Source organism: Caniella muris (assembly GCF_943193035.1).
GTDB classification, from domain to species: Bacteria; Actinomycetota; Coriobacteriia; order Coriobacteriales; family Atopobiaceae; genus Granulimonas; species Granulimonas faecalis.
Genome location: NZ_CALPCK010000001.1, coordinates 435,150 through 455,727 on the forward strand (window position 1 = coordinate 435,150; position 20,578 = coordinate 455,727).

At 72.8% G+C, this 20,578-nt stretch carries 20 protein-coding genes; 1 reads left to right on the top strand and 19 read right to left on the bottom strand.

The features are described 5' to 3' along the window. Window positions 1-52 precede the first annotated feature (52 nt). Window positions 53-865: a TrmH family RNA methyltransferase gene (locus NFR49_RS01895; RefSeq protein WP_251157990.1), complete on the bottom strand. Its 813-nt coding sequence runs from the start codon at window positions 863-865 to the stop codon at window positions 53-55. A 125-nt stretch (window positions 866-990) separates the two neighbouring features. Here NFR49_RS01895 and NFR49_RS01900 point away from each other — a divergent pair, with 125 nt between their 5' ends. Next, window positions 991-2,448 carry a L,D-transpeptidase family protein gene (locus NFR49_RS01900; protein WP_251157991.1) on the top strand — a complete coding sequence of 486 codons (1,458 nt, stop codon included), beginning with the start codon at window positions 991-993 and terminating at the stop codon, window positions 2,446-2,448. 95 nt (window positions 2,449-2,543) lie between these two features. On the opposite strand, the gene NFR49_RS01905 is transcribed toward NFR49_RS01900, so the two are convergent. The 18 genes from NFR49_RS01905 to recG form a co-directional block, all read right to left on the bottom strand. Next, window positions 2,544-4,310, bottom strand: coding sequence for a hypothetical protein (locus NFR49_RS01905; protein WP_251157992.1), 1,767 nt, complete (start codon window positions 4,308-4,310; stop codon window positions 2,544-2,546). Continuing rightward, complete coding sequence (locus tag NFR49_RS01910) at window positions 4,307-4,939, bottom strand: hypothetical protein (RefSeq protein ID WP_251157993.1); 633 nt, start codon at window positions 4,937-4,939, stop codon at window positions 4,307-4,309. The genes NFR49_RS01905 and NFR49_RS01910 overlap by 4 nt, the downstream gene beginning before the upstream one ends. After that, window positions 4,936-5,496, bottom strand: coding sequence for a hypothetical protein (locus tag NFR49_RS01915; RefSeq protein WP_251157994.1), 561 nt, complete (start codon window positions 5,494-5,496; stop codon window positions 4,936-4,938). Before NFR49_RS01915 ends, NFR49_RS01910 begins: the two co-directional genes overlap by 4 nt. Then, complete coding sequence (locus NFR49_RS01920; protein ID WP_251157995.1) at window positions 5,493-6,023, bottom strand: hypothetical protein; 531 nt, start codon at window positions 6,021-6,023, stop codon at window positions 5,493-5,495. Before NFR49_RS01920 ends, NFR49_RS01915 begins: the two co-directional genes overlap by 4 nt. Next, window positions 6,020-6,712 (bottom strand): hypothetical protein, encoded by a 693-nt coding sequence (locus NFR49_RS01925; RefSeq protein ID WP_251157996.1) that lies wholly within the window; start codon window positions 6,710-6,712, stop codon window positions 6,020-6,022. Before NFR49_RS01925 ends, NFR49_RS01920 begins: the two co-directional genes overlap by 4 nt. Window positions 6,713-6,728: 16 nt before the next feature. Next, on the bottom strand, window positions 6,729-7,241 hold the full coding sequence (locus NFR49_RS01930) for a signal peptidase I (RefSeq protein WP_251157997.1): 513 nt from the start codon (window positions 7,239-7,241) through the stop codon (window positions 6,729-6,731). Between the two features lie 425 nt (window positions 7,242-7,666). After that, entirely contained in the window at window positions 7,667-9,049 is a 1,383-nt protein-coding gene (gene ffh, locus NFR49_RS01935) for a signal recognition particle protein (RefSeq protein WP_251157998.1), read from the bottom strand. A 7-nt stretch (window positions 9,050-9,056) separates the two neighbouring features. Continuing rightward, the gene (gene ftsY, locus NFR49_RS01940) at window positions 9,057-9,953 is read right to left on the bottom strand and encodes a signal recognition particle-docking protein FtsY (RefSeq protein WP_251157999.1); all 897 of its coding nucleotides are present in this window, start codon (window positions 9,951-9,953) and stop codon (window positions 9,057-9,059) included. After that, a complete protein-coding gene (gene smc / locus NFR49_RS01945; RefSeq protein WP_251158000.1) occupies window positions 9,953-13,492 on the bottom strand; it encodes a chromosome segregation protein SMC in 3,540 nt (1,179 codons plus the stop codon). Before smc ends, ftsY begins: the two co-directional genes overlap by 1 nt. Before the next feature lie 2 nt (window positions 13,493-13,494). Then, entirely contained in the window at window positions 13,495-14,250 is a 756-nt protein-coding gene (rnc, locus tag NFR49_RS01950; protein ID WP_251158001.1) for a ribonuclease III, read from the bottom strand. A gap of 8 nt (window positions 14,251-14,258) precedes the next feature. Continuing rightward, a complete protein-coding gene (locus tag NFR49_RS01955) occupies window positions 14,259-14,504 on the bottom strand; it encodes an acyl carrier protein (RefSeq protein ID WP_251158002.1) in 246 nt (81 codons plus the stop codon). A 63-nt stretch (window positions 14,505-14,567) separates the two neighbouring features. After that, a complete protein-coding gene (gene plsX / locus NFR49_RS01960) occupies window positions 14,568-15,569 on the bottom strand; it encodes a phosphate acyltransferase PlsX (RefSeq protein WP_251158003.1) in 1,002 nt (333 codons plus the stop codon). 130 nt (window positions 15,570-15,699) lie between these two features. Beyond that, window positions 15,700-15,879 carry a 50S ribosomal protein L32 gene (gene rpmF, locus NFR49_RS01965; RefSeq protein ID WP_135977337.1) on the bottom strand — a complete coding sequence of 60 codons (180 nt, stop codon included), beginning with the start codon at window positions 15,877-15,879 and terminating at the stop codon, window positions 15,700-15,702. A gap of 144 nt (window positions 15,880-16,023) precedes the next feature. Further along, a complete protein-coding gene (locus tag NFR49_RS01970) occupies window positions 16,024-16,686 on the bottom strand; it encodes a YceD family protein (RefSeq protein WP_251158004.1) in 663 nt (220 codons plus the stop codon). Between the two features lie 13 nt (window positions 16,687-16,699). Beyond that, on the bottom strand, window positions 16,700-17,191 hold the full coding sequence (locus tag NFR49_RS01975; protein ID WP_251158005.1) for an ATPase: 492 nt from the start codon (window positions 17,189-17,191) through the stop codon (window positions 16,700-16,702). Window positions 17,192-17,293: 102 nt separating this feature from the next. Continuing rightward, window positions 17,294-17,827 (bottom strand): pantetheine-phosphate adenylyltransferase, encoded by a 534-nt coding sequence (gene coaD, locus NFR49_RS01980; protein ID WP_251158006.1) that lies wholly within the window; start codon window positions 17,825-17,827, stop codon window positions 17,294-17,296. Then, a complete protein-coding gene (locus NFR49_RS01985) occupies window positions 17,817-18,410 on the bottom strand; it encodes an RsmD family RNA methyltransferase (protein ID WP_251158007.1) in 594 nt (197 codons plus the stop codon). The genes coaD and NFR49_RS01985 overlap by 11 nt, the downstream gene beginning before the upstream one ends. Further along, a complete protein-coding gene (recG, locus tag NFR49_RS01990) occupies window positions 18,407-20,563 on the bottom strand; it encodes an ATP-dependent DNA helicase RecG (RefSeq protein ID WP_251158008.1) in 2,157 nt (718 codons plus the stop codon). Before recG ends, NFR49_RS01985 begins: the two co-directional genes overlap by 4 nt. Window positions 20,564-20,578 lie beyond the last annotated feature (15 nt).

Consider the following 20,578-nt stretch of genomic DNA (forward strand, 5'->3'; position numbering starts at 1 on the left):
GGGACGGCGCCCCGGGGCGGGCAGACCAAAAGAACCACAAGCCCGCGCGGGCTTATCGGCGGCAGTACTGCCAGAAGAAGACGGCACTCGCGGCGGCCACGTTGAGGGAGTCGACCCCGTGGGCCATGGGGATGCGCACCACGCGGTCGGCGAGGGCCACGGTGGACGCGGCCAGGCCGTCGCCCTCGGTGCCGAACAGGAGGGCGGGGCGCGCCACGGCGTCGGCCTCCGGGCTGCCGAGCTCGAGGGCGTCGGGGGAGAGCGCGCAGGCCACCACCGTGAAGCCGAGCTCGTGGAGCGTGCCCACCCCCTCGGCCGGCCAGGGGCCCGTGCGGGCCCAGGGGACCGAGAAGACGCAGCCCATGGACACGCGCACGCACCGCCGGGCGAGGGGGTCGGCGCAGGTGGGGGTGAGGAGCACGGCGTCGCAGCCCAGGGCCGCGGCCGAGCGGAAGATGGCGCCGACGTTGGTGGTGTCGGTCACGGCCTCCACAACGGCGCACGAGCGCGCGCCGGCGAGCACCTCGCGCGGGGTGCGCGGCGCCGGCCGCTCCATGGCGCAGAGGACCCCGCGGTTGTGGGGGTAGCCCACGAGGCGCGATATCTCCGCGCGGTCGAGCACGAAGACGGGGACGTCCGGGCCGGCCGCCTCGAGGAGGGGCGCGGCCTGGGCCAGGCGGCGGTCCTCGAGGAGGAACGCCACGGGGCGCACGCCGGCGGCGAGGGCGCTCGCCACGACCTTGGCGGACTCGGCGATGAAGATGCCGTGCTCGGCCTCGAGGGAGCGCCGGAGGTCGTGGTCGGTCAGGCCGCAGAAGAGCTGCAGCCGGGGGTCGTCGAGACCTGCTGCGCGACGTATCTCCATGGGGACCCCAAAACTTCCACTAATGAACTTTCACGGACTGCCCGCACGGGCTTGGGTTACCATACACCCTGTCTGACGATTCGCGGCGCGCACGCGCGCCGAGACCCATGGAAGCGGAACACAGCATGGCCAACCACCCCTCCGGCGCGAAGGCGCCCAAACTCCCCAGGGGCGCACGGACCGCCCTGGTCGTCGTGGGGGCCGTCGCCGTCGTCTACCTCGCCGGCGTCGCCCTCTTCTCCAACGTCTTCATGCCCAACACGCGCATCCTCGGGCGCAACGTCTCGCTCCGCACCGTGGGCGACGTGCAGTCGGGGCTCTCCGACCGCACCGACGCCTACACCCTGCAGGTCACCGGCGAGAACCTCGACCTCACCGTCAAGGCGTCCGAGATCGGCCTCTCGTTCGACGCCGCCGCCTACGTGCGCGACGCCATCTCCGAGACCCACCCCTGGCTCTGGCCCGTGGAGGTCTTCCTCCCCCACGACCTCACCCACGCCCGGGGCTCGTCCTACGACCATGACAAGGCGGCCGCCATCGTGGCCGCGGCCGTCGAGGAGGCCAACACCCACGGGACCGACCCCGTGGACGCCACCATCGCCTACAACGGCTCCAGCACCTCCTTCGAGGTGACCGCGGAGAAGCCCGGCACGAAGATCGACGTCGCGAGGGCCCAGGCCACGGTGGAGGCGGCCCTCGACACCCTCGAGCGCACCGTCAAGCTGCCCGACGGGGACTACGTGCAGGCCAAGGTCACCAAGGACGAGCCGGGCCTCGCTCGGGCGGCCGAGGCGGCCAACTCCTTCCTCAAGGCCAAGCTCACCCTGAGCCTCGACGGCAAGGAGGCGGGCGTCATCGACGCCTCCAAGATCATCGACTGGGTGACCCTGGACGACAACCTCGAGGCCACCCTCGACGAGCAGGCCATCAAGGAGTGGGGCAGCGGCGAGCTCTCCCGCAGCCTCGACACCGTGGGCACCGAGCGGTCCTACACCCGGCCCGACGGCAAGGCCGTGACGGTGGTGGGCGGCACCTACGGCTGGAACGTGGACTCCGGCTCCCTCGCCGACCTCATCGTCCAGGGGGTCAAGGAGGGCAAGGTCGAGACCGTCGACATCCCCACCCACCAGACCGCCGAGACCCTGCCCGACGCCTCCGGCCGCGACTGGGGCGCTTCCTACGTCGACGTCGACCTCGCCGAGCAGCACGCGCGCTACTACGACGCCAACGGCTCCCTCGTGTGGGAGGCCGACATCGTGAGCGGCGACGAGTCCAAGAGCTACCAGACCCCCACGGGCGTCTATTTCATCGACGACTACTTCAACAAGTCCAACCCCGGCAGCACCCTCATCGGCAAGAAGGACCCCGAGACGGGCAAGCCCGAGTACGAGACCCCCGTCTCCTACTGGATGCCCTTCGTGGGCAACTCCATCGGCCTCCACGACGCCGACTGGCGCAGCTCCTTCGGCGGGACCATCTACCGGAGCAACGGCAGCCACGGATGCGTGAACCTGCCCCCGGACAAGGCCGCCGAGCTCTGCTCCCTCATCGACCGCGGCACGGTCGTGGTGGTGCATGGCTGAGGCCGCTCGCACGGCGCCCCGCACGGCAGACGGCACGCATGGGCCGCCGCCCCTCCCCCGGGGCGGCGGCCCTTTCGGTCCCGCTCCTTCCGACCTCACTCCTCGCGCGGCGCGGACAGGTCGTTGACGGAGACGGCCGTGTGGCCGAACAGGCGGTCGACGACCTTCTCGTTGTCGAGGGTGCACACGAGCTCCCCCATGTCGGGCACGTCGTCGTAGGAGAGCGTCAACCCGCGGTCGACACGCTCCCACGGGCCCGTCCCCGTGGCCGCCGCGAGCCGGTAGCGCGACACCGGCACCTCCTCCACGGCAATCGAGGCCACCGACTCCGGGGGGAAGGGCGCGAGGTCGAACCGCGTCTCCACGGCCACCCGGCCGTCGCCGGCGTCCGTGCCGCCGTCCTCGAACGACGCGATGCCGTAGAGCTCGGCGATCGTGCCCGTGGCGCCCCGCACCGTGACCTTGATGGGGAAGGCCGGGCGCCCGTGGGCGTCGAGGAGGTCGGCGGAGCGCACCCGCTTGACGACCGTGAGCCCCCGCGGGACCGTGGCCACCCTCACGCGCACGGTGTTGGACGTCTTCTCCACGTCGCCCTGGGTGCGCGTCACGACGGTGGTGACCGCCTTGTTGAGGACGGTGCCCGTGACGCCGGTCCTGAGCCTGGCCGTGATGCGAAAGGTGTGGCCGAGCACGGCCCTGCCGGTGTCGACGGCCGTCGCGGTCACCCGGCGCCCCGACACCGTGACCTTCCAGTTGTCGGTCACGTCGGTGCCGCCCTGGAAGACCCTCACCGTGGCCGTGGATGGGTCGAACCTCCCGTCGAGGTCGTCGACGATGCTCACGACGCGCGGCTTGTTGCTCTCCACAACGTAGGGGAGCGCCTGCTCGACCTCGAACGTCACGGCCTGCCCCGGCATCGCGGTGACCGACGACGGGTCGGCCGGCGCCTTGCCGCCGACCTCCGCCACGGACTTCACTGGGTCGTACACCGGGTCGTCGGCGATGGGTGGGTAGGTCTGCGGGTAGATGGAGCGGAACGCCGTGCTGCACTCCTCCCCCTGCCACCGGAACCGCGCCGACCCGCCCTCCACGTAGGCGACGAAGTCGGTGTGCGACCCGTCGTCGCCCGACCCGTCCACCGGGTGGAAGAGGCCCCGGGCGAGGTCCGCGCGGACGAGGCGCGTGTCGTCCCCCACGTAGACGTCGTCCGAGAAGCCCGAGACGAGCTCGATGGTCTCGCGGGAGAAGGGCCCGCCGGTCCACTGGTCGAGGTCGCGGATCCACGTGAGGATCCTCCCCGCGTAGGGCCTGCCGGTGTCGCTCAGCGTCACCTCGAGGCGGTTCTGGACCGAGACTCCGATGCGCATGCGGCCCGAGTCCCACGCCTGTCCCGGCGCAGGGGGCATCGAGCCGGCCTCCCAGTCGAACGCGCACCCCGAGACGCCGGGGGTGCGCAGGAAGGTGGGCAGTCCCCCCGCCGTCGCGGCGCCGCCGTGGCTCCAGGTGACGTCCATCGAGACCGTCACGTCGAGGGAGCGCCCGTCGACCGTGGTGCCGGCCTTGCGGTAGGTGAGGCGCAGGGCGTCCTCGACGGTCCGGGGCGCCGACTCCGGGGAGTACGCGGTGTCGTCGACGTAGTAGCGCAGTGCGCCTCCGTCGACCTCGCGCACCCCCACCTGCGGCGCCATGGCCACCTCGTCAGGCATCCTGCCGTCGAGGCGGTCGAGGTACGCCTCGGTGACAGGCGCCTCGTCGTAGGACCCCACGTAGGTCACCGTGTGGGCCAGGGCCGCGGCGGGTGCCGCGACCAGGGCGGCGGCGACGGCGGCCGCGGCCGCCCACCGACCGAGACGTCTTGTCATGGCTTCCCCTCCTTCCTCGGTCTCACGAACAGGGTGGCGGCGGCTGCGGCGCAGGATGCCGCCAGGAGCGCCCCCAGGCCAGCAGCGGGCACGTCGCCCGTCCTCGCCACCGACCCGGCACGCCCCCCGGCCCCCGCCGCGCCCGACTCCTGGGCGCAGAGGACGAGCAGGACGTCGCCCTCCTTGAGCGCCGCACCGTTGCCGACGACGGCGTCCAGCGAGAGGGTGAACGAGACGCCGACCGTCTCGCCGGGGCCTACGGTGCCGAGCCCCACGGGGGTCGCCAGCCCCTCCGAGGCGAGCGGGCCCGAGAAGAGCTCGCCGCCGCCCTCGCGGCTCACGGTGAGCCTCGCCTCCTCGAGCAGCCCCTCCGAGGCGGGGTCGGCCGGCTCCGCCCAGAGCGTCACCTCCACCGGGGCGTCGGCGCCGTTCTCGAGGGTCACGGTCCCGCCCTGGGCGTCCCCGGGCACCGCGCGCCCGAAGGCGTCCGTGAGCTGCGCCGTGTCGGCCGCGAAGCCGTCGCCGCCCCGGTAGACGGCGGAGGCGTCCAGGGCACGGGCCCCCTTGGGGAACGATGCCAGGGCGAGGAGGAGGGCCGCCGTGGCGGCGCACGCGCCGCGCGCCCTCACGGCTCCGCCCTCCGGGCCACGGCCCGCTCGACGGGCCCGTCCCCCCAGGGCTCCGGGGAGGAGAGGTCGGGGGCGACGTGGTCGCGCTGGATGGCCTCGACCACCGTGGTGAACCCGGCGTCCGCGCCCTGGGCGCCGCCGTCGGGCCACGGGTCGTAGAGCGCCTCCACCCAGGTGACCGACTCCCCCTCGGCGAGCGGGCGCTCGAGGTAGGCGTTGCCGTCACCGGCCACGACGAACCCCTCGGGGACGGGCGACGGCACCAAGGTCACCGGCTCGGCCCCCTCGACAGAGGCGACGGTGCGCACGCGCACCCAGCACGGCGCCCCCTCGTTCCTGATGTCGAGGGCATGGGGCACCGTCGACTCGGCGACGATCGTGGCCCCCTCCCCCACGCCGCGGTCCTCGAGGCCCACGGCCACGGTGTCGGTGCCCATGGACGCCAAGGCCCGCCAGAGCGACTGGCTCGAGCCCAGGCCCACCGGGGCCTGGACGACGAGCGCGGCCATGGCCACGGCACCGAGTCCCAACGCCTTCCGGCCCGTCGTCGCACTCATGGCGCCCCCTCTCCCGCGAGGGCCGCGAAGGCCGCCCCCGCGTCGTCGAACCCACCGGACTGGACACTCTCCACATAGACGACCACCTGCAGGTCGCGCGGTTCCGACGGCGAGTCGAGGAAGAGCCCCGTGAGGAGCGGCTCCGTCTCCTCGCCCGGCGCGAGGGGGCTCCCGTAGGTGCGGTAGCCGTCGGCGTCGGGCTCGCCCCAGCCCGCGGCCCCCCACGAGATGTCGCACCCCACCTGGGTGGTGGACCTCACCGCCAGGGCCCGCACGTAGCACGGGGTGCCCCCGTCGTTCCTCACCCGCACGACCTTCTTGACCCACCCCCCGCGCCCGGGCTCCGGGTCGAAGTCCTCGACCACGCGCACGGACTCCTCGCGCACCGAGAGGGTGTTGGCCACGGGCCCGGCACCGGCGCTCAGAAAGGCCAGGGCGGGCGTCGCGGCGGCGGCCGTCAGGACGGCCGCGGTCAGGGCCGCCGCCGCCCTCGCCGGAGGCCCGGAGCCCCGCTCCCCGCGCCTCATGCCGGGACCTGCTCCCCGGCGGCGTCGAGGCCCTGCAGTGCCTCCCAGGCCTCGGCAGCCGAGGCGAAGCCGTGGGCCTGCACGCCGTAGCCGCGCACGTCGACGGAGCAGGTGCCCGAGACGGACCCCTCGAGGACGTCGGCCATGGTGAGCGCCGTGAACACGGGCGGTGTCTGGGCGCCCACGGCCACGGTCTCCCTTGCGAGGTACGTGTGGACCGCCGACGCGCCGTCACCGGAGGTGCGGGGCTCGCCGTACTCCTCCCAGCCGTCGCCGAGCTCCCACGAGAACAGCTCCGCCGGCGCCGGGTCCCGCCTGCGGCCGTCGGCCCCCACGAGCGACACCGTCCGCACGGGCACGGTCACCTGGGCCATGCACCAGCACTTGACGCCGGCATCGTTGGCGACGCGCGGGTCCTTGGGGACGGTCTGGCCGGGCACGACGCCCTGGGCGGCGTCGGGGACGCCGTCGCCGTCGGAGTCCGTGGTGTCCCAGGCCGGCTCCCTCACGGACACGTCGAGGCGCTCGGCCACCGACACGACGTTGGTCACGGAGTCCGTGTCGGTGAAGAACGCGACGGCCCCTCCCACGGCGACGGTGCCCACGAGCGAGGCGGCGAGCACGGCGGCGGCCGCCCTCCTCGCGTTCCTCCGGCGCCTCAGCCTCCACAGCGCGGGTCTTCCCTTCATGGCTCCTCCTTCTCTCCTAGCCCACGACGGGGCGTTTGCGGCGGTTCCCCCCACGGCCCCGGCCGTCCCGCGACCGGGTGGGGAGCAGGCAGATGGCGGCGTCGACGGCCACGAGGGCCCCCACGGCCGCGGCACGGTGCTCGGCGAGGGCCGTGAGCGCGGTCCCAGCGCCCGGCACGCACAGGACGAGCCGGCCCGCCACGGCGTCGACGGGCACCGCGCCGGGGTCGGGCCCCTCGTTGCGGTCGCCCCGGCAGGTGAGCGACGCCCCGTCCCCGGACACGGAGACGACGCGGTGCAGCACGGTCGTCCCGGAGCGCCGGTAGGCCACCACGTCGCCCACCTGCGGGACGTCCCCGCCGAGCGGGGCGCAGACCGCCAGGGCCCCCACGGGCACGGACGGCTCCATGGAGCCCGTGGCCACGGCGAGTGCGCTGAGGCCGAGGGCCTCCCCTCCGAGGGCGGCCGCGGCCGTGAGGGCCAGGACCGCGAGCTGGACGTTGACGACGGTCGAGCGGACCCGGCCCATGGCCGCCTCCTCGGGGCGCGCGAGGCGGCAGCGGCCCACGGCGGTGCCGTCGGGTGCTCGCCTCTGGTTCCTATGGTTGTGGTGGTTGGGGTCCGCCCGGGACGGGCGGTGCGTCGCCCGGAAGGTGTGCCGGGCCGGTGGCGGGCGCGGGGCCATGGGGTCGGCCCGCGCCCTCGGGTCTGGGTAGCGGTCAGGCGGTCCCCGGGCTCCCGGGGGCCTGTCCCTCCGTTTCCGTGGCACCCATTATGGGGACGGCCCGGTCCCGGCGCCCTCGGCACCCGCGGAATCCGCCCTTGAGCGTGAGATGAACCGTTTCTCCACAAGGCCGAGAAACCGGGGCACAAAAAAGCCCTCTCCCTTGGGAGAGGGCTTGGAACGGTCCCCGTCGTGGCGGCGGCCCTGGCGGCGGCGCGCCTTCCGCGGTGCTACCGGCGGCGGCGCCCCTGCTGGGGCATCTGGGCCATCTGGCCCATCATGCGCTTCATGGCCTTGGGACTCATGTCGCCCGAGCTCGCCATGGCGCGGATGCGCCCCATCATGCGGTTCATCTCGCCCCACTGCTTGAGGAGGGCGTTGACCTCCTGCACGGTGCGGCCCGAGCCCTTGGCGATGCGCGAGCGCCGCATGCCGTTGATGATCTTGGGACGGGCGCGCTCCTCGGGCGTCATGGATCGGATCATGGCCTCGATGCGGGTGAGCGAGCTGTCGTCCACGGCGTCGCCGCCCATCTGGCCGAGCATCCGCTCGCCCCCGGGCAGCATGGAGATGATCTTCTGGACGCCGCCCATCTTCCGGATGGACTGCAGCTGGTGGAGCATGTCGTCCATGGTGAGACCCTCGCGCAGCATCTTCTCGGCGCGGGCGACCTGCTCCTCGTCGGCGGCCTGCTGGGCGGCGTCGATGATGCCGTAGAGGTCGCCCATGCCGAGGATGCGCTTGGCCATGCGGTCGGGGTGGAAGACCTCGAGGGAGTCGGGCTTCTCGCCCATGGAGACGAACTTGATGGGCTTGCCCGTGACCTGCCGCACCGACAGCGCGCCGCCGCCGCGGGCGTCGCCGTCGAGCTTGGACATGATGACGCCGTCGAAGTCCGTGCGCTCGGCGAACTCGGAGACGACGTTGACGATGTCCTGGCCGGTCATGGCGTCGACCACCATGAGCACCTGGTCCGGACGGACGGCGGCCTTGATGTCCACGGCCTCCTGCATCATGGCCTCGTCGATCTGGAGGCGTCCGGCGGTGTCGACGATGACGACGTCGCGCAGGGTGTCCACGGCCTCCTGGACGGCGCCGCGGGCGATGTCCACGGGGTGCGCGCCGTCGCCGCGGTACACGGGCACGCCGAGCTCGCCGCCGAGGGTGGCAAGCTGGTCGGCGGCCGCGGGGCGGTAGACGTCGCAGGCTGCGAGCAGCGGGCTCTTGCCCTGCCTCTTGAGCAGGTAGGCGAGCTTGGCGGCCGCAGTGGTCTTGCCGGAGCCCTGGAGGCCCACGAGCATGATCACGTTCGGGATGCGGTTCTGGGCGAGGACGAGCTTGGACTCCGTGGAGCCGAGGAGCTCGGTGAGCTCGTCGAGCACGATCTTGACGACGTTCTGGGAGGGCGTGAGCGAGTCGAGCACCTCGCTCGTCATGCAGCGCTCCTTGCAGGCGGCCACGAAGCGCTTGACGACCTTGAAGTTGACGTCGGCCTCGAGGAGGGCGAGGCGGATCTCGCGCATGGCGACGTTGATGTCGTCCTCCGTGAGGCGCCCCTTGCCGCGGAGCTTGTCGAAGGTGTCCTGGAGTCGGTCGGACAGGCTGTTGAACATGGGACCCCTATTCCTCGCCCACCAGGGCGCGACAGAAGGCCTGGGCGTCGAAGCGCTGGAAGTCCTCGATGGACTCGCCCACTCCGATGCGCAGGATCGGGAGCTGCAGGGTGTGGCTGATGGCGACGGCGATGCCGCCCTTGGCGGTGCCGTCGAGCTTGGTGACGATGACGCCGTCGAGGTCGAGGGCGTCGTCGAACTCCTTGGCCTGGGACAGGCCGTTCTGACCCGTGGTGGCGTCGATGACGAGCACGACGGAGACGGGCATCGGGGAGCGCCTGCGCGTGACCGAGACCACCTTGGCGAGCTCGCGCATGAGGTCGCTGGAGGTGTGGAGGCGCCCGGCCGTGTCGATGAGCACGAGCTCGGAGCCGTCGCGCTCGGCCGCCTCGAGGACGTCGTAGCACACGGAGGCCGGGTCGGCGCCGCGGTCGCGGGTGACCAGGCGCACGCCGGCGCGCTCGGCCCAGACGTCGAGCTGCTCGATGGCCGCGGCGCGGAAGGTGTCCGCCCCGCCGATGACCACGGGGACGGAGCGCTCGCGGGCGTCGTTGGCGAGCTTGCCCACCGTGGTGGTCTTGCCGGCGCCGTTGATGCCCACGAAGAGCACGCAGCTGGGCACGTCGTCGAACGGGTCGCGCCCCACGGGGCAGAACTCCGCGGCGAGGCGCTCGGAGAGGGCGCGCCTCAGCTGGCGGTCGGTCCGGAGGTTCTCGCGGGCGGCCTGCTCGCGGAGGTCGTCGGTGACGTTCATGGCCACCTCGGCGCCGAGGTCGCCCATGACGAGGGTGTCCTCGAGGTCCTCCCAGAAGTCCTCGTCGACCTCGCCGCCGAAGTAGAAGATCTCGTTGAGGGCCTCGCGGGAGCGGCTCAGCCCCTTCTTGAGCCTGTCGGCGAATCCCATCAGGCATCCACCACCCTTCCTGTCTGTTGGTCGAGCCTCTGGGAGACGACGCTGCTCACCCCGTCGGCCTGCATGGAGACCCCGTACAAGACGTCCGCCTGCTCCATCGTACGCCGTTGGTGCGAGATGACGATGAGCTGGGTGGTCTCCTTCAGGTGCTCGATGGCACCGAGGAGCTTGTCGAGGTTGGAGTCGTCGAGGGCGGCCTCCACCTCGTCGAAGACGTAGAACGGCACCGTCCGGGTCTTGTAAACGGCGAAGAGCAGGGCGAGGGCCGTCAGCGACTTCTCGCCGCCGCTCATGAGCGCCAGCTTGGGGATGCGCTTGCCCTTGGGCTGGGCGGCGATCTCGATGCCGGTCTCGGCCGGGTGGTCGGGGTCGTCCATGACGAGGGTGGCGCTGCCCCCGGGGAAGAGCATGGAGAAGATCTCCTGGAAGTTGGCGTTCACCGTCTCGTAGGTCTCCACGAACGCGCGGCGCATCTTGCGGTCGATGGCGGCGTTGATCTTGTCGATGGCCCCCTTGGCGTGCTCGAGGTCGGCGAGCTGGGACGCGATGAAGTCGGCGCGCTCCTTGAGCTCGGTGTACTCCTCCATGGCCACCTGGTTGACGGGGCCGAGGTTCCTGATGGAGGCGACGAGCGAGGCGAGCTCCGCCTCGCTCGCGGCGCGGTCCTCGGGCGCCGGGAGCTCGAGGGCCTCCTCGAGGGGGACGGCGGAGCACTCGCGCACGGCGTTCACGGCGTTCTCCACCTGCACCTCGAGGCGACCGGCCTCGACGTCGAGCTCGGCCTGGCGGGCCTTGGCGCCGTCGAGGGCCTTGGAGGCCTCCTCGGAGGCGGCCTTGGCGTCGCCGATGGTCTTCTTGAGCGACTCGCTGTCGGCCTCGGCGAGGGAGGCGCGGTCGCGCAGGCGGCCCGCCCAGGCGCGGGCGGCCTCGAGGATGCCCTCGTAGCGCTCGTGGAGCGGGTCGATGCGCAGGCGCAGCACCTCGAGGGAGCGCGTGCCCTCCACGGCGCTCTGACGGCGCGCCGCCAGCGACTCCATGGACCTCTCGAGGGAGTCGACGCGCTCGGTGAGGTGGCGGCGGCGCTCCGTGAGGGTGGCGAGCTCCACCGCCGAGGAGCTCGCGGCCTCCTTGGCCTCGGAGGCCTCCGCGGCGGCCCGCTCGCGGTCCTTGGCGCAGGCCTCCACGGCGGCGGTGGCCTCCTCGATGGCCGCGGCGCTCCGGGCGACGGTGGCCTCGAGCTCCTTCAGGCGGGGCGCCTCCGCGCGGGCCTTCTCCCCCGCCTTCTCGCGGCGCGCGGCCACGGAGGCGCGCTCCGCCTCGGAACGGGAGAGCTGGGCCTCGAGGCGAGAGGCCTCGCGGGTGAGGGAGTCGGACTCGGAGCGGAGCGACGAGGCGCGGTCGCGGGCCTCGTCCTGGGCCCGGCGGGCGGCGTCGAGGGCGGCCTTGGCCTCCTGGGCGCTCGCCCGGGCCGCGGAGACGGCCTCCTCCAGGCCGCCCATGGCCGCCTCGAGGGAGCGGATCTCTTCGTTGCGTTCGATGACACCGGAGCCGGACGGGTCGGCGAGGCCCACCGTGACGCGGCCCTCGCGGTCGACCACCACGAGGTCGCGGGTGCAGAAGACGCACTGCGGCCAGGCGCCGTGGGCCTCCACGGCCTCCCGGGCGCCGGACACCACGCGCACGGGCGCGAGGAGGGCGAGCTCGGCCGCCGGGCAGTCGGGGTCGGCCTCCCGCAGGAGCGCGACGAGGGACTCCCCGGGGGCGCCCGGCACCGGGTCGGGCACCGCGGGGTCGAGCGGTACGAGGGTCACGGCGCCGGTCCCGGCCGTGGCCGCGGCGGTCTCGGCCACGGCGGCGATGTCGCCGGAGGGGGCCACCACGAGCGCCTCCATGGCGTCGGACAGCAGGCACTCCACGAGCGGCGCGAGGTCGCCCGGGGCCGCGAGTCGGGCGGAGAGCGTGCCCTCGGCGAGGGAGCCGCCCGCCCGCTCGGCGACGCCGCGCGACCGTGGGCTGCCCTTGGCGGAGGCGGCGACCTTGCGCAGCGCCTCGAGGCGCGCCCTGCGCTCCGTGAGGCGGGAGCGGGCGGAGTCCTCGGCCTTGCGGCACTCGCCGAGGGCCTTGGACGCCTTCGAGATGGCGGAGGCCGCGGCGTCGAGGTCGCGGCGCGCCGCGTCGGCGGCCTTCTGGGTCTCGGCTGCCTTGGCCCGGGCGGCGGCGAGGGCGGCGCGGCCGGCCTCGACGTCCTCGTCGAGCTGGTCGAGGCGCGTCTGGAACAGGCCGTCCTCCACCTCGGCGTTGGCGAGGCGCTCCTTGATCCGGGCCCGCTCGAGCACGGCGGAGTCGTTCTCGCGCTGGGCGGAGCGCAGGGCGAGCTGGGCGTCGGCGGCGCGCTCTTCGGCCACGGCGAGCGTGCGGGCGCACCCGTCGGCGCGCTCCTGGAGCCCGGCGCTCTCGGAGGAGACCACGCGCTGCCTCGCGGCGACGCCGTCGAGCTCCGCGGCGGCGGCGTCGAGCTCGGCCCGGGCCGACGACGCCTGGTGGTCGATGGATGAGAGCGCCATGCGGGTGTCCGAGAGCTTGGCCACCATGTTGCGGCCCTTCTCCTCGAGGAGGCGCATGTCGCTCTCGATGCGGCCGAGCTGGTCCTGCACCCGGCGGCGCTGCTCGCCGAGGTCGCCCACGAACAGGCCCTTCTGCTCGAGGAGGCTCTGGAGCTTCTCGAGCTCGGCCGAGCGCTCCCCGGCGCGGTAGCGGCAGATCTCGACGTCGGCCTCGGCCTCGCGACGGCGGGCGGCTACGGCGTCCCAGCGCGCCTTGAGCTGCCGGAGGTCGTCCACGGCCAGCTGGGTCTCGAGGGCCTGCCGGCGCCCGTCGAGGTCGGCGAAGCGCTGCGCCTTGTCCACCTGGCGCTCGAGGGGCCTCAGGCGGCGGCGGATCTCCCGGTCGATGTCCCGGGCGCGGCGCACGTTCTCCTCCATGGCCTTAAGCCTGCGCATGGAGCGCTCCTTGCGACGCCGGTGCTTGGAGATGCCGGCGGCCTCCTCGATGAGGGAGCGGCGCTCCTCGGGGCGGCTGGAGAGAATGGCGTCGAGCTTGCCCTGGCTGATGATGGAGTGGGTGTCCTTGCCCAGGCCGGAGTCGTGGAGGATGTCCTGGATGTCGCGCAGGCGGGCCGGGGCGGCGTTGATGAGGTACTCGCTCTCGCCCGAGCGGTACATGCGCCGGGTGACGGCGACCTCGTCGAAGTCCACCGGGAGGCGGTGGTCGGAGTTGTCGAGCACGAGGGTGACCTCGGCCACGCTCACGGGGCCGCGGGCGGAGGAGCCCGAGAAGATGACGTCCTCCATGGCCTGGCCGCGGAGCTGCTTGGCGCTCTGCTCGCCCAGGACCCAGAGGATGGCGTCGCTCACGTTGGACTTGCCGCTGCCGTTGGGGCCCACCACGACGGTGAGGCCCGGGTCGAAGACCATGTGGGTGCGGTCGGCGAAGGACTTGAAGCCCTTGAGCGTGAGTGATCTCAGGTACACGGCTACGACTGCCCGTCTACGTCGGAGGCCAGCACCGACGAGTGCACCTGGCCCTCGCCGGTGCCGTCGGTGAGCCTCAGGATTGCGTGGTGGGCGGCCTCGGCCTCGGCCGCCTTCTTGGTTGGGCCCTTGCCGCGGCCCACGCGGACGCCCTGGACGATGGCCACGGCGGTGTAGGTGGGGGCGTGGGCCGGGCCCTCCTCGGCCACGACCTTGTACTCGGGCCCGCAGTGCAGGTCGCGCTGGGTGAGCTCCTGGAGCCGCGACTTGGGGCTCACGGGGCGGAGCGCCTTGTGGGAGTCCACGTGGGGGCCCAGCGTGTCGAGGACGAAGCGGCGCGCCTCGTCGAGCCCGGCGTCGAGGTAGAGGGCGCCGACGAGCGACTCGTAGACGTTCTCGAGGGCGGAGTGCATGCCCCGGAGCTGGGTCTTCTCCTCGGACGCGCCGAAGACGATGCACTCCCCCACGCCGAGGTCGGCGGCCACCCGGGACAGGGTGTCGCCCGACACGAGCGTCACCTTGAGGCGGGAGAGCTCGCCCTCGTCCATGCCCGGGAAGCGGCGGAAGAGGTCGAGGGCCACGATGGCCCCGAGGATGGAGTCGCCCAGGAACTCGAGGCGCTCGTAGGAGTCCGACACCGGGCCGCCCTCCACGGCGGAGGGGTGGCAGAGCGCCGACTCAACGAGCCGGCGGTCGGCGAACCGGTGGCCCAGAATCTGCTCGGCTCGGGCGACCTTGCTGGGGGGAACCTCGACCATGGCGCGGCTCAGAGGCTCTGGGAGAGCAGGTCGACGGCGTCGCCGATGCTCTTGATGGAGGTGAGCTGCTCGTCGTCGATGGCGGTGTCGAAGTCCTCCTCGAGGGCGGTCACCAGCTCGATGAGGTCGAGGGAGTCGGCGGAGAGCGACTCGAAGGTGGTCTCGGGGGTGAGGTCCTCGGCGTCGACGTTCATGGTCTCGGCCACGGTCTCGGCGACCTTGTCGAAGAGCTCGTTGCGGTCCATAGCTTCCATGCCTTTCCGGTCGCGCGCCCACGCGGGCGCAGGTCTCTGAGGGTCAGTGTAGTGGAGCGGGGCTCACGCGTCCGCCCGCAGGCTCGCCGCGATGCGGCCGCACAGGTCCTCCCGGACCGTGCGCAGGGCGGCGAGGGTGCCGTTCATGACGGCCTCGGGGCTCGTGTGGCCGTGGCCCACGAGGACGGGGGCCTTGAGCCCGAGGAGGCAGGCGCCGCCGTGGACGTCGCCGGAGAGGTCGGCGGCGATGGCGGAGAAGGCGGGCTTCACGAGGAGGGCGCCCAGGGCGGAGCGGGGCGAGGACGCCGCGGCCGCCTTGAGCCGGGCCGCCATGAACTTGGCCGTGCCCTCCATGGCCTTGAGGGCGATGTTGCCGGCGAAGCCACAGGAGACGATGACATCGTGGGGCCCCAGCAGGATGTCGGAGCCCTCGCAGTTGCCGGCGAAGTCGACGAGCCCGGCGTCGGCGGCCTCCACGAGGGCCCCGTGGAACGCGAGGGCCTGGGAGCTGCCCTTGGTCTCCTCCGTGCCGTTGGAGAGCAGCGCCACCGTCGGGTGCACCGCCCCGGCCTCGACCTCGGCGAGGACGGCGCCCATCTGCGCGAACTGCACGACCATCTCGGGGCGGCAGTCGGCGTTGGCGCCGAGGTCGCAGAAGACGGTCTGATGGCCGTCGAGACCTGGGAGCACCGCGGCGAGCGCCGGGCGCGACACGCCCTTGACCCTGCCCACGGTGACGGTGGCGGCGGCGAGCACGGCGCCCGTGGACCCCGCTGAGAAGAAGGCCTGGGCGTCGCCCTCGCGGACGGCGCGGCAGCCCCGCACGATGGAGGAGTCGCGCTTGGCGCGCACGGCCGTGGCGGGGTGCTCGTCCATGGCGATGACCTCGGTGGTCACGAGCGGGACGGCGCGGCCGCGGGAGGCGCAGAAGGGCTCCACGACCGAGGCGTCGCCGGCCACCAGCACGGTGAGGTCGCGGTCGGCCCCGAGGGCGAGGTCGATGCCGGAGAGCACGACGTCCGGGGTGAGGTCGCCGCCCATGGCGTCTACGCAGACAGTGTTCATTGGCACTCCTTGAGGGTCCGCGGGGCCCGTCGGCCCCGCCCGCCTGTCAATACTACCCGTGATGGGCGCCCGTCACAGAAAAGGCCGCCTCGGAAGGCGGCCTCGAACCCAGGATGAGCGGCGGGGGCGACTAGTCGACGGCGATGACCTGACGATCGCGGTAGTAGCCGCAGTTGGGGCAGACGCGGTGCGGGAGCTTCACGGCACCGCAGTGGGAGCACGTGCAGCGCGCGGGCATCGCGAGCTTGCTGTTGGCCGAACGGCGGGAGTGCGTGGCCCCGCGGCCCTTCTTCTGCTTGGGTACTGCCATGATGAACCTCTTCCGATCTGTCTATCGCTCCACCGGGGTGGGCAACGTCCACAAACACACAGCTGATAATACTAGCACGGGAGCGGGGGTTGTAAACACCCGCGGCGGCCGGGGCCTCCCATGCACGGTATGTTCACGTATCCCCTAGGACTCGTCGCCCCCGGCGGCGTCCATGGCCTCGGCCCAGGCCTCCGCGGCCGCCTCGTCGGCGGCGTCCTGGGCGGCGCGCTCCTCCACCTCGCCCTCGGCGACGTCGCGCTTGAGCTGCGCGAGCACCGAGAAGGGGTTGGTGGGGTCGATGTCGTCCGCGTGGGCCTCGGCGCAGCCGCAGTCGCCCTCGTTGAGGTTGGCGCCGCAGTGCGGGCAGAGGCCCTTGCAGTCCTCGCGACAGAGCACCACGAACGGGGTCTCCATGATGACGGCGGCGTTGACGGGCCCGGCGAGGTCGACGGTGCCGTTCTCCCGGTCCACCAGCGAGAAGTCGACGTCATCCTCGTCGTCGGACTGCTCGGAGGCGTCCGGCAGCTCGAAGAGGAAGTACTCGTCGACCTCGGAGGCTATGGAGATGCGCGCCTCGTCGAGGCAGCGGTCGCACGTCCCGAGGACGTCGGCCTTCACGATGCCCGTGGCGAGGATGCCGTCGCCGGTGTTGGTGAGCACGATGTCGTAGTCGATGCCGTCGGGCACCGAGAAGTCGTGGTCGCCAAGGCTGTAGCCGTGGACGTCCACGTGGCCGGAGACCGGCCAGGTGTCGCCGGGCAGCGCGAGGTGGTCGTCGATGTGGACGATGATGGGCTTGATGTCCATGGACGCCGCTCCCCTACCAGCTCTGCTGGCCCGAGCGGCCGCCGGCCTTGTCGGTGAGCGTCTGGCGGCAGCGGGTCACCTGGACGACGATGGACTTGAGGTTGTCCTCGAGGTGCTCGAGGATCTCCTCGACGTACTCCTCGGCGTTGTAGCGGGTGTCGCGCTCGTACTGCTGCGCGGCGTCGCGGATGTCGTCGGCCTTCTGCTGGGCGAGGCGCACGACCTCCTGGTCGCCCGCGAGAATCATGGCCTGCTGCTGGGCGTCGGCGATGATGGAGTCGGCCTGCTGCTGGGCGTGGGCGAGGATCTCGTCCTGCTCCTTGAGGATGCGCCGCGCGGTGGCGAACTCCTCGGGGAAGGTGTCCTTGATGTCGTCGATGATCTGGTAGATCTCCTCGCTGTCGACGATCTTCTTCTGGCCGCCTCCACCGAAGGTGGACTTGGCCTGGCTCACGATGTCCTCGAGCTCCGCCACGAGGTTCTCGAGCTCCTCACCCGGCTGCATATGGGCTCCTTTCAAGGTGATGGCACGAGCATCGCCTTCGGGCGACGCTGGGACGACGCATACTCGTTCATCCTAACACGGGCCGCACGCAGTGCCCGCAATTCAGAGAATCCCGACGTCCCCGCCCGAAAAGCGCCGCTTGAGGCACCGCTCCACGCACGGCGGCACGAGCAGGGAGACGTCGCCGCCGAGGGCCGCGATCTCGCGCACGATGGAGCTCGACACGTAGCCGTACTCGGGGCTGCTCATGACGTAGATGGACTCGAGGTTAGGGCTCATGCGCACGTTGAGGTCGGCCTGGGCGAGCTCGTACTCGAAGTCCGTGGTGGCCCGGAGGCCCTTCACCACGGCCCCCGCGCCGATCCTCCGGCAGAAGTCGACGAGCAGGCCGTCCATGGCCATGACCCGCACGTCGCCGATGCCGAGCTCCCCCACGGCCTCGCGCACCATGGCGACGCGCTCGTCGAGCGTGAAGGCCCGCGCGCTCCCCCGCTTGTCCCGGGATACGGCCACGGCCACCGTCACCTCCGGGGCGATGCGGGTGGCCCTCCGTATGACGTCGAGGTGGCCGTAGGTGACCGGGTCGAACGTGCCCGGCACCACCACGTGGTCTATGGGACCGGCCTCATCGGGCATCGGGGCCCTCCTCTCCCGTGCGGTTCTCCAGCAGTGTCACGACGCTCCCGCCGTGGGGGCGCTCCCTCAGCGGCACGAGGCCGTCGGCCTCGAGCGGCGCGGCGTCGGCGGAGCGCTCGTGGACCACGAGGCACCCCGGGGCCAGGAGCCCCCGCCCGCGGAGCGCGGCGAGGAGCGACGCCGAGAGGCCCGGGTCCAGGCGGTAGGGCGGGTCGAGCAGGACGATGTCGAACGGCCGGTCGCCCAGCCGCCCCGCCCGGGCGCAGGCGACCGCGTCGCCGGGCACGCACCTCGCGCACCCGTCTGCGCCGAGGGACCGCACGTTGTCCCGGGCGCAGGCGAGGGCGCGGCGGTCGCGGTCGACGAGCACGCACCCCTCGGCGCCGCGGCTCACGAGCTCGAGGCCCAGGGCCCCGGAGCCGCAGAAGGCGTCGAGGACCCACGCGCCGTCGAGGTCGAGGCCGCGGGCCGACGCGACCATGGAGGCCACGGCCTCCCGCATGCGGTCGGTCGACGGGCGGGTGCCCGAGCCCTCGGGGGCCTTGAGGGGCCTCCCCCTCCACTGACCACCTACGACCCTCATGCCCCTCCCCCGTCCTTGAAGTACAGCGTGAACCGCTCCTCGACCTCGTGGGCCAGGGGGCCGAGCCCCGGGGCCGAGAGGTCGGGCGACGCCTCGACCAAGGCGAGGGCGTCGCCGTGGGCCGCCTCGACGAGGTCGCCATCCTCGGCGAGGTCCACGAGGGCCAGCGTCGCGGCCCCCGACTGACGGTACCCCAACACGTCGCCCTCGTGTCGCAGCCTGAGGTCGAGCTCGGCGAGCTCCAACCCGTCGGTGCTCCGCTCGAGGGCCGACAGCCGCTTGCGGGCCGGCGTGCCCCTCTTGGACGACGTCTCGAGGAAGACCCTGCCCGCCACGGTGCCGCGGCCCACGCGCCCGCGGAGCTGGTGGAGGGTCGCGAGCCCGAAGCGGTCGGCGTCGTAGACGAGCATCGCGCAGGCGTTGGGGACGTCCACACCGACCTCGATGACGGTGGTGGACACGAGCACGTCCACGGCGCCGTCGCGGAACGCGGCCATGGTGGCGTCCTTCTCGGCGGGCGCCATGCGGCCGTGGATGAGGCCCACGGAGAGATCGGGGAACACGCTCCGGGAGAGCTCCTCGTAGGCCGCCCGGGCGCTCTTGAGGGTGCGCTCGGGACCCTCGGGCACGTCGTCGAGCTCCGAGCCGTCGTCGGCGTCGTCCACGAGGGGGCAGACCACGTAGGCCTGGTGCCCGGCGGCGACCTCCTCCCGGATGGCCCCGAAGGCGATGTCGAGGGACTCGGGGGGCACCACCGTCGTGGTGGTGCCGGCCCCCGGGTGCGGCCGCTCGCGGATGGAGGAGACGCAGACGTCGCCATACACGGAGAGGGCGAGCGTACGGGGGATGGGGGTGGCTGTCATCGTGAGGACGTCGGCCGCCTCGCCCTTGCCCTTGAGGCCCGTGCGCTGGTTGACGCCGAAGCGGTGCTGCTCGTCCACCACGGCGAGCGAGAGGTCGCAGAACCGCACGTCCTCGGAGAGGATGGCCGTGGTGCCGAAGAGGACGGAGACCTCCCCGGACGCCACCCCCTCCGTCACCGAGGCGCGCTCGTCGGCCGGCGTGGAGCCCGTGAGCAGGCGCCACGTCACGCCGGCCGCGTCGAGGACGGGGCCCGTCTTCTCGGCGTACTGCCGGGCGAGCACGGAGGTGGGTGCCATGACGGCGCACTGGGTGCCGGAGTCGGCGCAGGCGGCCATGGCCACGGACGCCACGGCGGTCTTGCCCGTGCCAACGTCGCCGAGGAGCAGGCGGTTCATGGGCCGGGGCGACGCCATGTCGGCGAGGATGTCGTCGACGGCCGCCCGCTGCTCGCCGGTGAGGTTGAACGGCAGGGCGTCGAGGAGGGCGGCAACGTGGGGGCCGTCGACGGTGTGGGAGAATCCGGGCCGGCCGGCCCCCTCCAGCGCGTGGCGGGCCCGGAGCACGAGCTGGAGGCAGAGGAGCTCGTCGTAGGCGAGGCGCCGGCGGGCGCGCTCAGCCTCGTCGAGGGAGGACGGGAAGTGCGCGGCGCGCACGGCGGCCCCCCAGCCCATGAGGCCCCGCGCCGCGACGAGGGACGCCGGGAGGAAGTCGCAGACATCGGAGAAGTCGGCCACGGCGCAGCTCGCGATGCGCCGCATCCACGCGGGGGTGAGCCCCTCGCTCACCGGGTGCACCGGCACGACGCGCGAGTAGCCGCCCGTCTCGTTGGGGCCCAGCACCTCGTGGAACGGCGAGGCCATCTGCTTGAAGCCGTAGGCGAAGGTCACCTTCCCGGAGAGGGCGACGGTGTCGCCCTCCGAGAAGGCGTCCTTGAGCCACGGCTGTTTGAAGAACGACGCGCGCAGCACGCCCGTGTCGTCCATGACGAAGACCTCGACGATGGGCAGCCGGGGCCGGGGGCGCTTGAGCTCGACGCGGTCGATGCGCCCCACGACCGTGGCCTCCTGGCCGACGTCGGCGTGGGCGATGGGGACCACGTGGGAGAAGTCGAGGTAGCGGCGGGGCAGGTGGAGGAAGAGGTCGCGCACGGTGCGCACGCCCATGCGCTCGAGGGCGGCGAGACGCTGCCCCGAGACATGACGAAGCCGCGACACGCGGTCGTCCAGCGCGCAGGTGCGCGTCAGACGGCCGGATGTCGCGGGAACGACGATGGTCCCTGGCTCTGCCATGGGCCTCCCTCGGCG

What these genes read in the sequence shown, in the direction of transcription:
- NFR49_RS01895 (WP_251157990.1), bottom strand. Translation starts at nt 865, where the DNA reads ATGGAGATACGTCGCGCAGCAGGTCTCGACGACCCCCGGCTGCAGCTC.
- NFR49_RS01900 (WP_251157991.1), top strand. Translation starts at nt 991, where the DNA reads ATGGCCAACCACCCCTCCGGCGCGAAGGCGCCCAAACTCCCCAGGGGC.
- NFR49_RS01905 (WP_251157992.1), bottom strand. Translation starts at nt 4,310, where the DNA reads ATGACAAGACGTCTCGGTCGGTGGGCGGCCGCGGCCGCCGTCGCCGCC.
- NFR49_RS01915 (WP_251157994.1), bottom strand. Translation starts at nt 5,496, where the DNA reads ATGAGTGCGACGACGGGCCGGAAGGCGTTGGGACTCGGTGCCGTGGCC.
- NFR49_RS01920 (WP_251157995.1), bottom strand. Translation starts at nt 6,023, where the DNA reads ATGAGGCGCGGGGAGCGGGGCTCCGGGCCTCCGGCGAGGGCGGCGGCG.
- NFR49_RS01925 (WP_251157996.1), bottom strand. Translation starts at nt 6,712, where the DNA reads ATGAAGGGAAGACCCGCGCTGTGGAGGCTGAGGCGCCGGAGGAACGCG.
- NFR49_RS01930 (WP_251157997.1), bottom strand. Translation starts at nt 7,241, where the DNA reads ATGGGCCGGGTCCGCTCGACCGTCGTCAACGTCCAGCTCGCGGTCCTG.
- ffh (WP_251157998.1), bottom strand. Translation starts at nt 9,049, where the DNA reads ATGTTCAACAGCCTGTCCGACCGACTCCAGGACACCTTCGACAAGCTC.
- ftsY (WP_251157999.1), bottom strand. Translation starts at nt 9,953, where the DNA reads ATGGGATTCGCCGACAGGCTCAAGAAGGGGCTGAGCCGCTCCCGCGAG.
- rnc (WP_251158001.1), bottom strand. Translation starts at nt 14,250, where the DNA reads ATGGTCGAGGTTCCCCCCAGCAAGGTCGCCCGAGCCGAGCAGATTCTG.
- NFR49_RS01955 (WP_251158002.1), bottom strand. Translation starts at nt 14,504, where the DNA reads ATGGAAGCTATGGACCGCAACGAGCTCTTCGACAAGGTCGCCGAGACC.
- plsX (WP_251158003.1), bottom strand. Translation starts at nt 15,569, where the DNA reads ATGAACACTGTCTGCGTAGACGCCATGGGCGGCGACCTCACCCCGGAC.
- rpmF (WP_135977337.1), bottom strand. Translation starts at nt 15,879, where the DNA reads ATGGCAGTACCCAAGCAGAAGAAGGGCCGCGGGGCCACGCACTCCCGC.
- NFR49_RS01970 (WP_251158004.1), bottom strand. Translation starts at nt 16,686, where the DNA reads ATGGACATCAAGCCCATCATCGTCCACATCGACGACCACCTCGCGCTG.
- NFR49_RS01975 (WP_251158005.1), bottom strand. Translation starts at nt 17,191, where the DNA reads ATGCAGCCGGGTGAGGAGCTCGAGAACCTCGTGGCGGAGCTCGAGGAC.
- coaD (WP_251158006.1), bottom strand. Translation starts at nt 17,827, where the DNA reads ATGCCCGATGAGGCCGGTCCCATAGACCACGTGGTGGTGCCGGGCACG.
- NFR49_RS01985 (WP_251158007.1), bottom strand. Translation starts at nt 18,410, where the DNA reads ATGAGGGTCGTAGGTGGTCAGTGGAGGGGGAGGCCCCTCAAGGCCCCC.
- recG (WP_251158008.1), bottom strand. Translation starts at nt 20,563, where the DNA reads ATGGCAGAGCCAGGGACCATCGTCGTTCCCGCGACATCCGGCCGTCTG.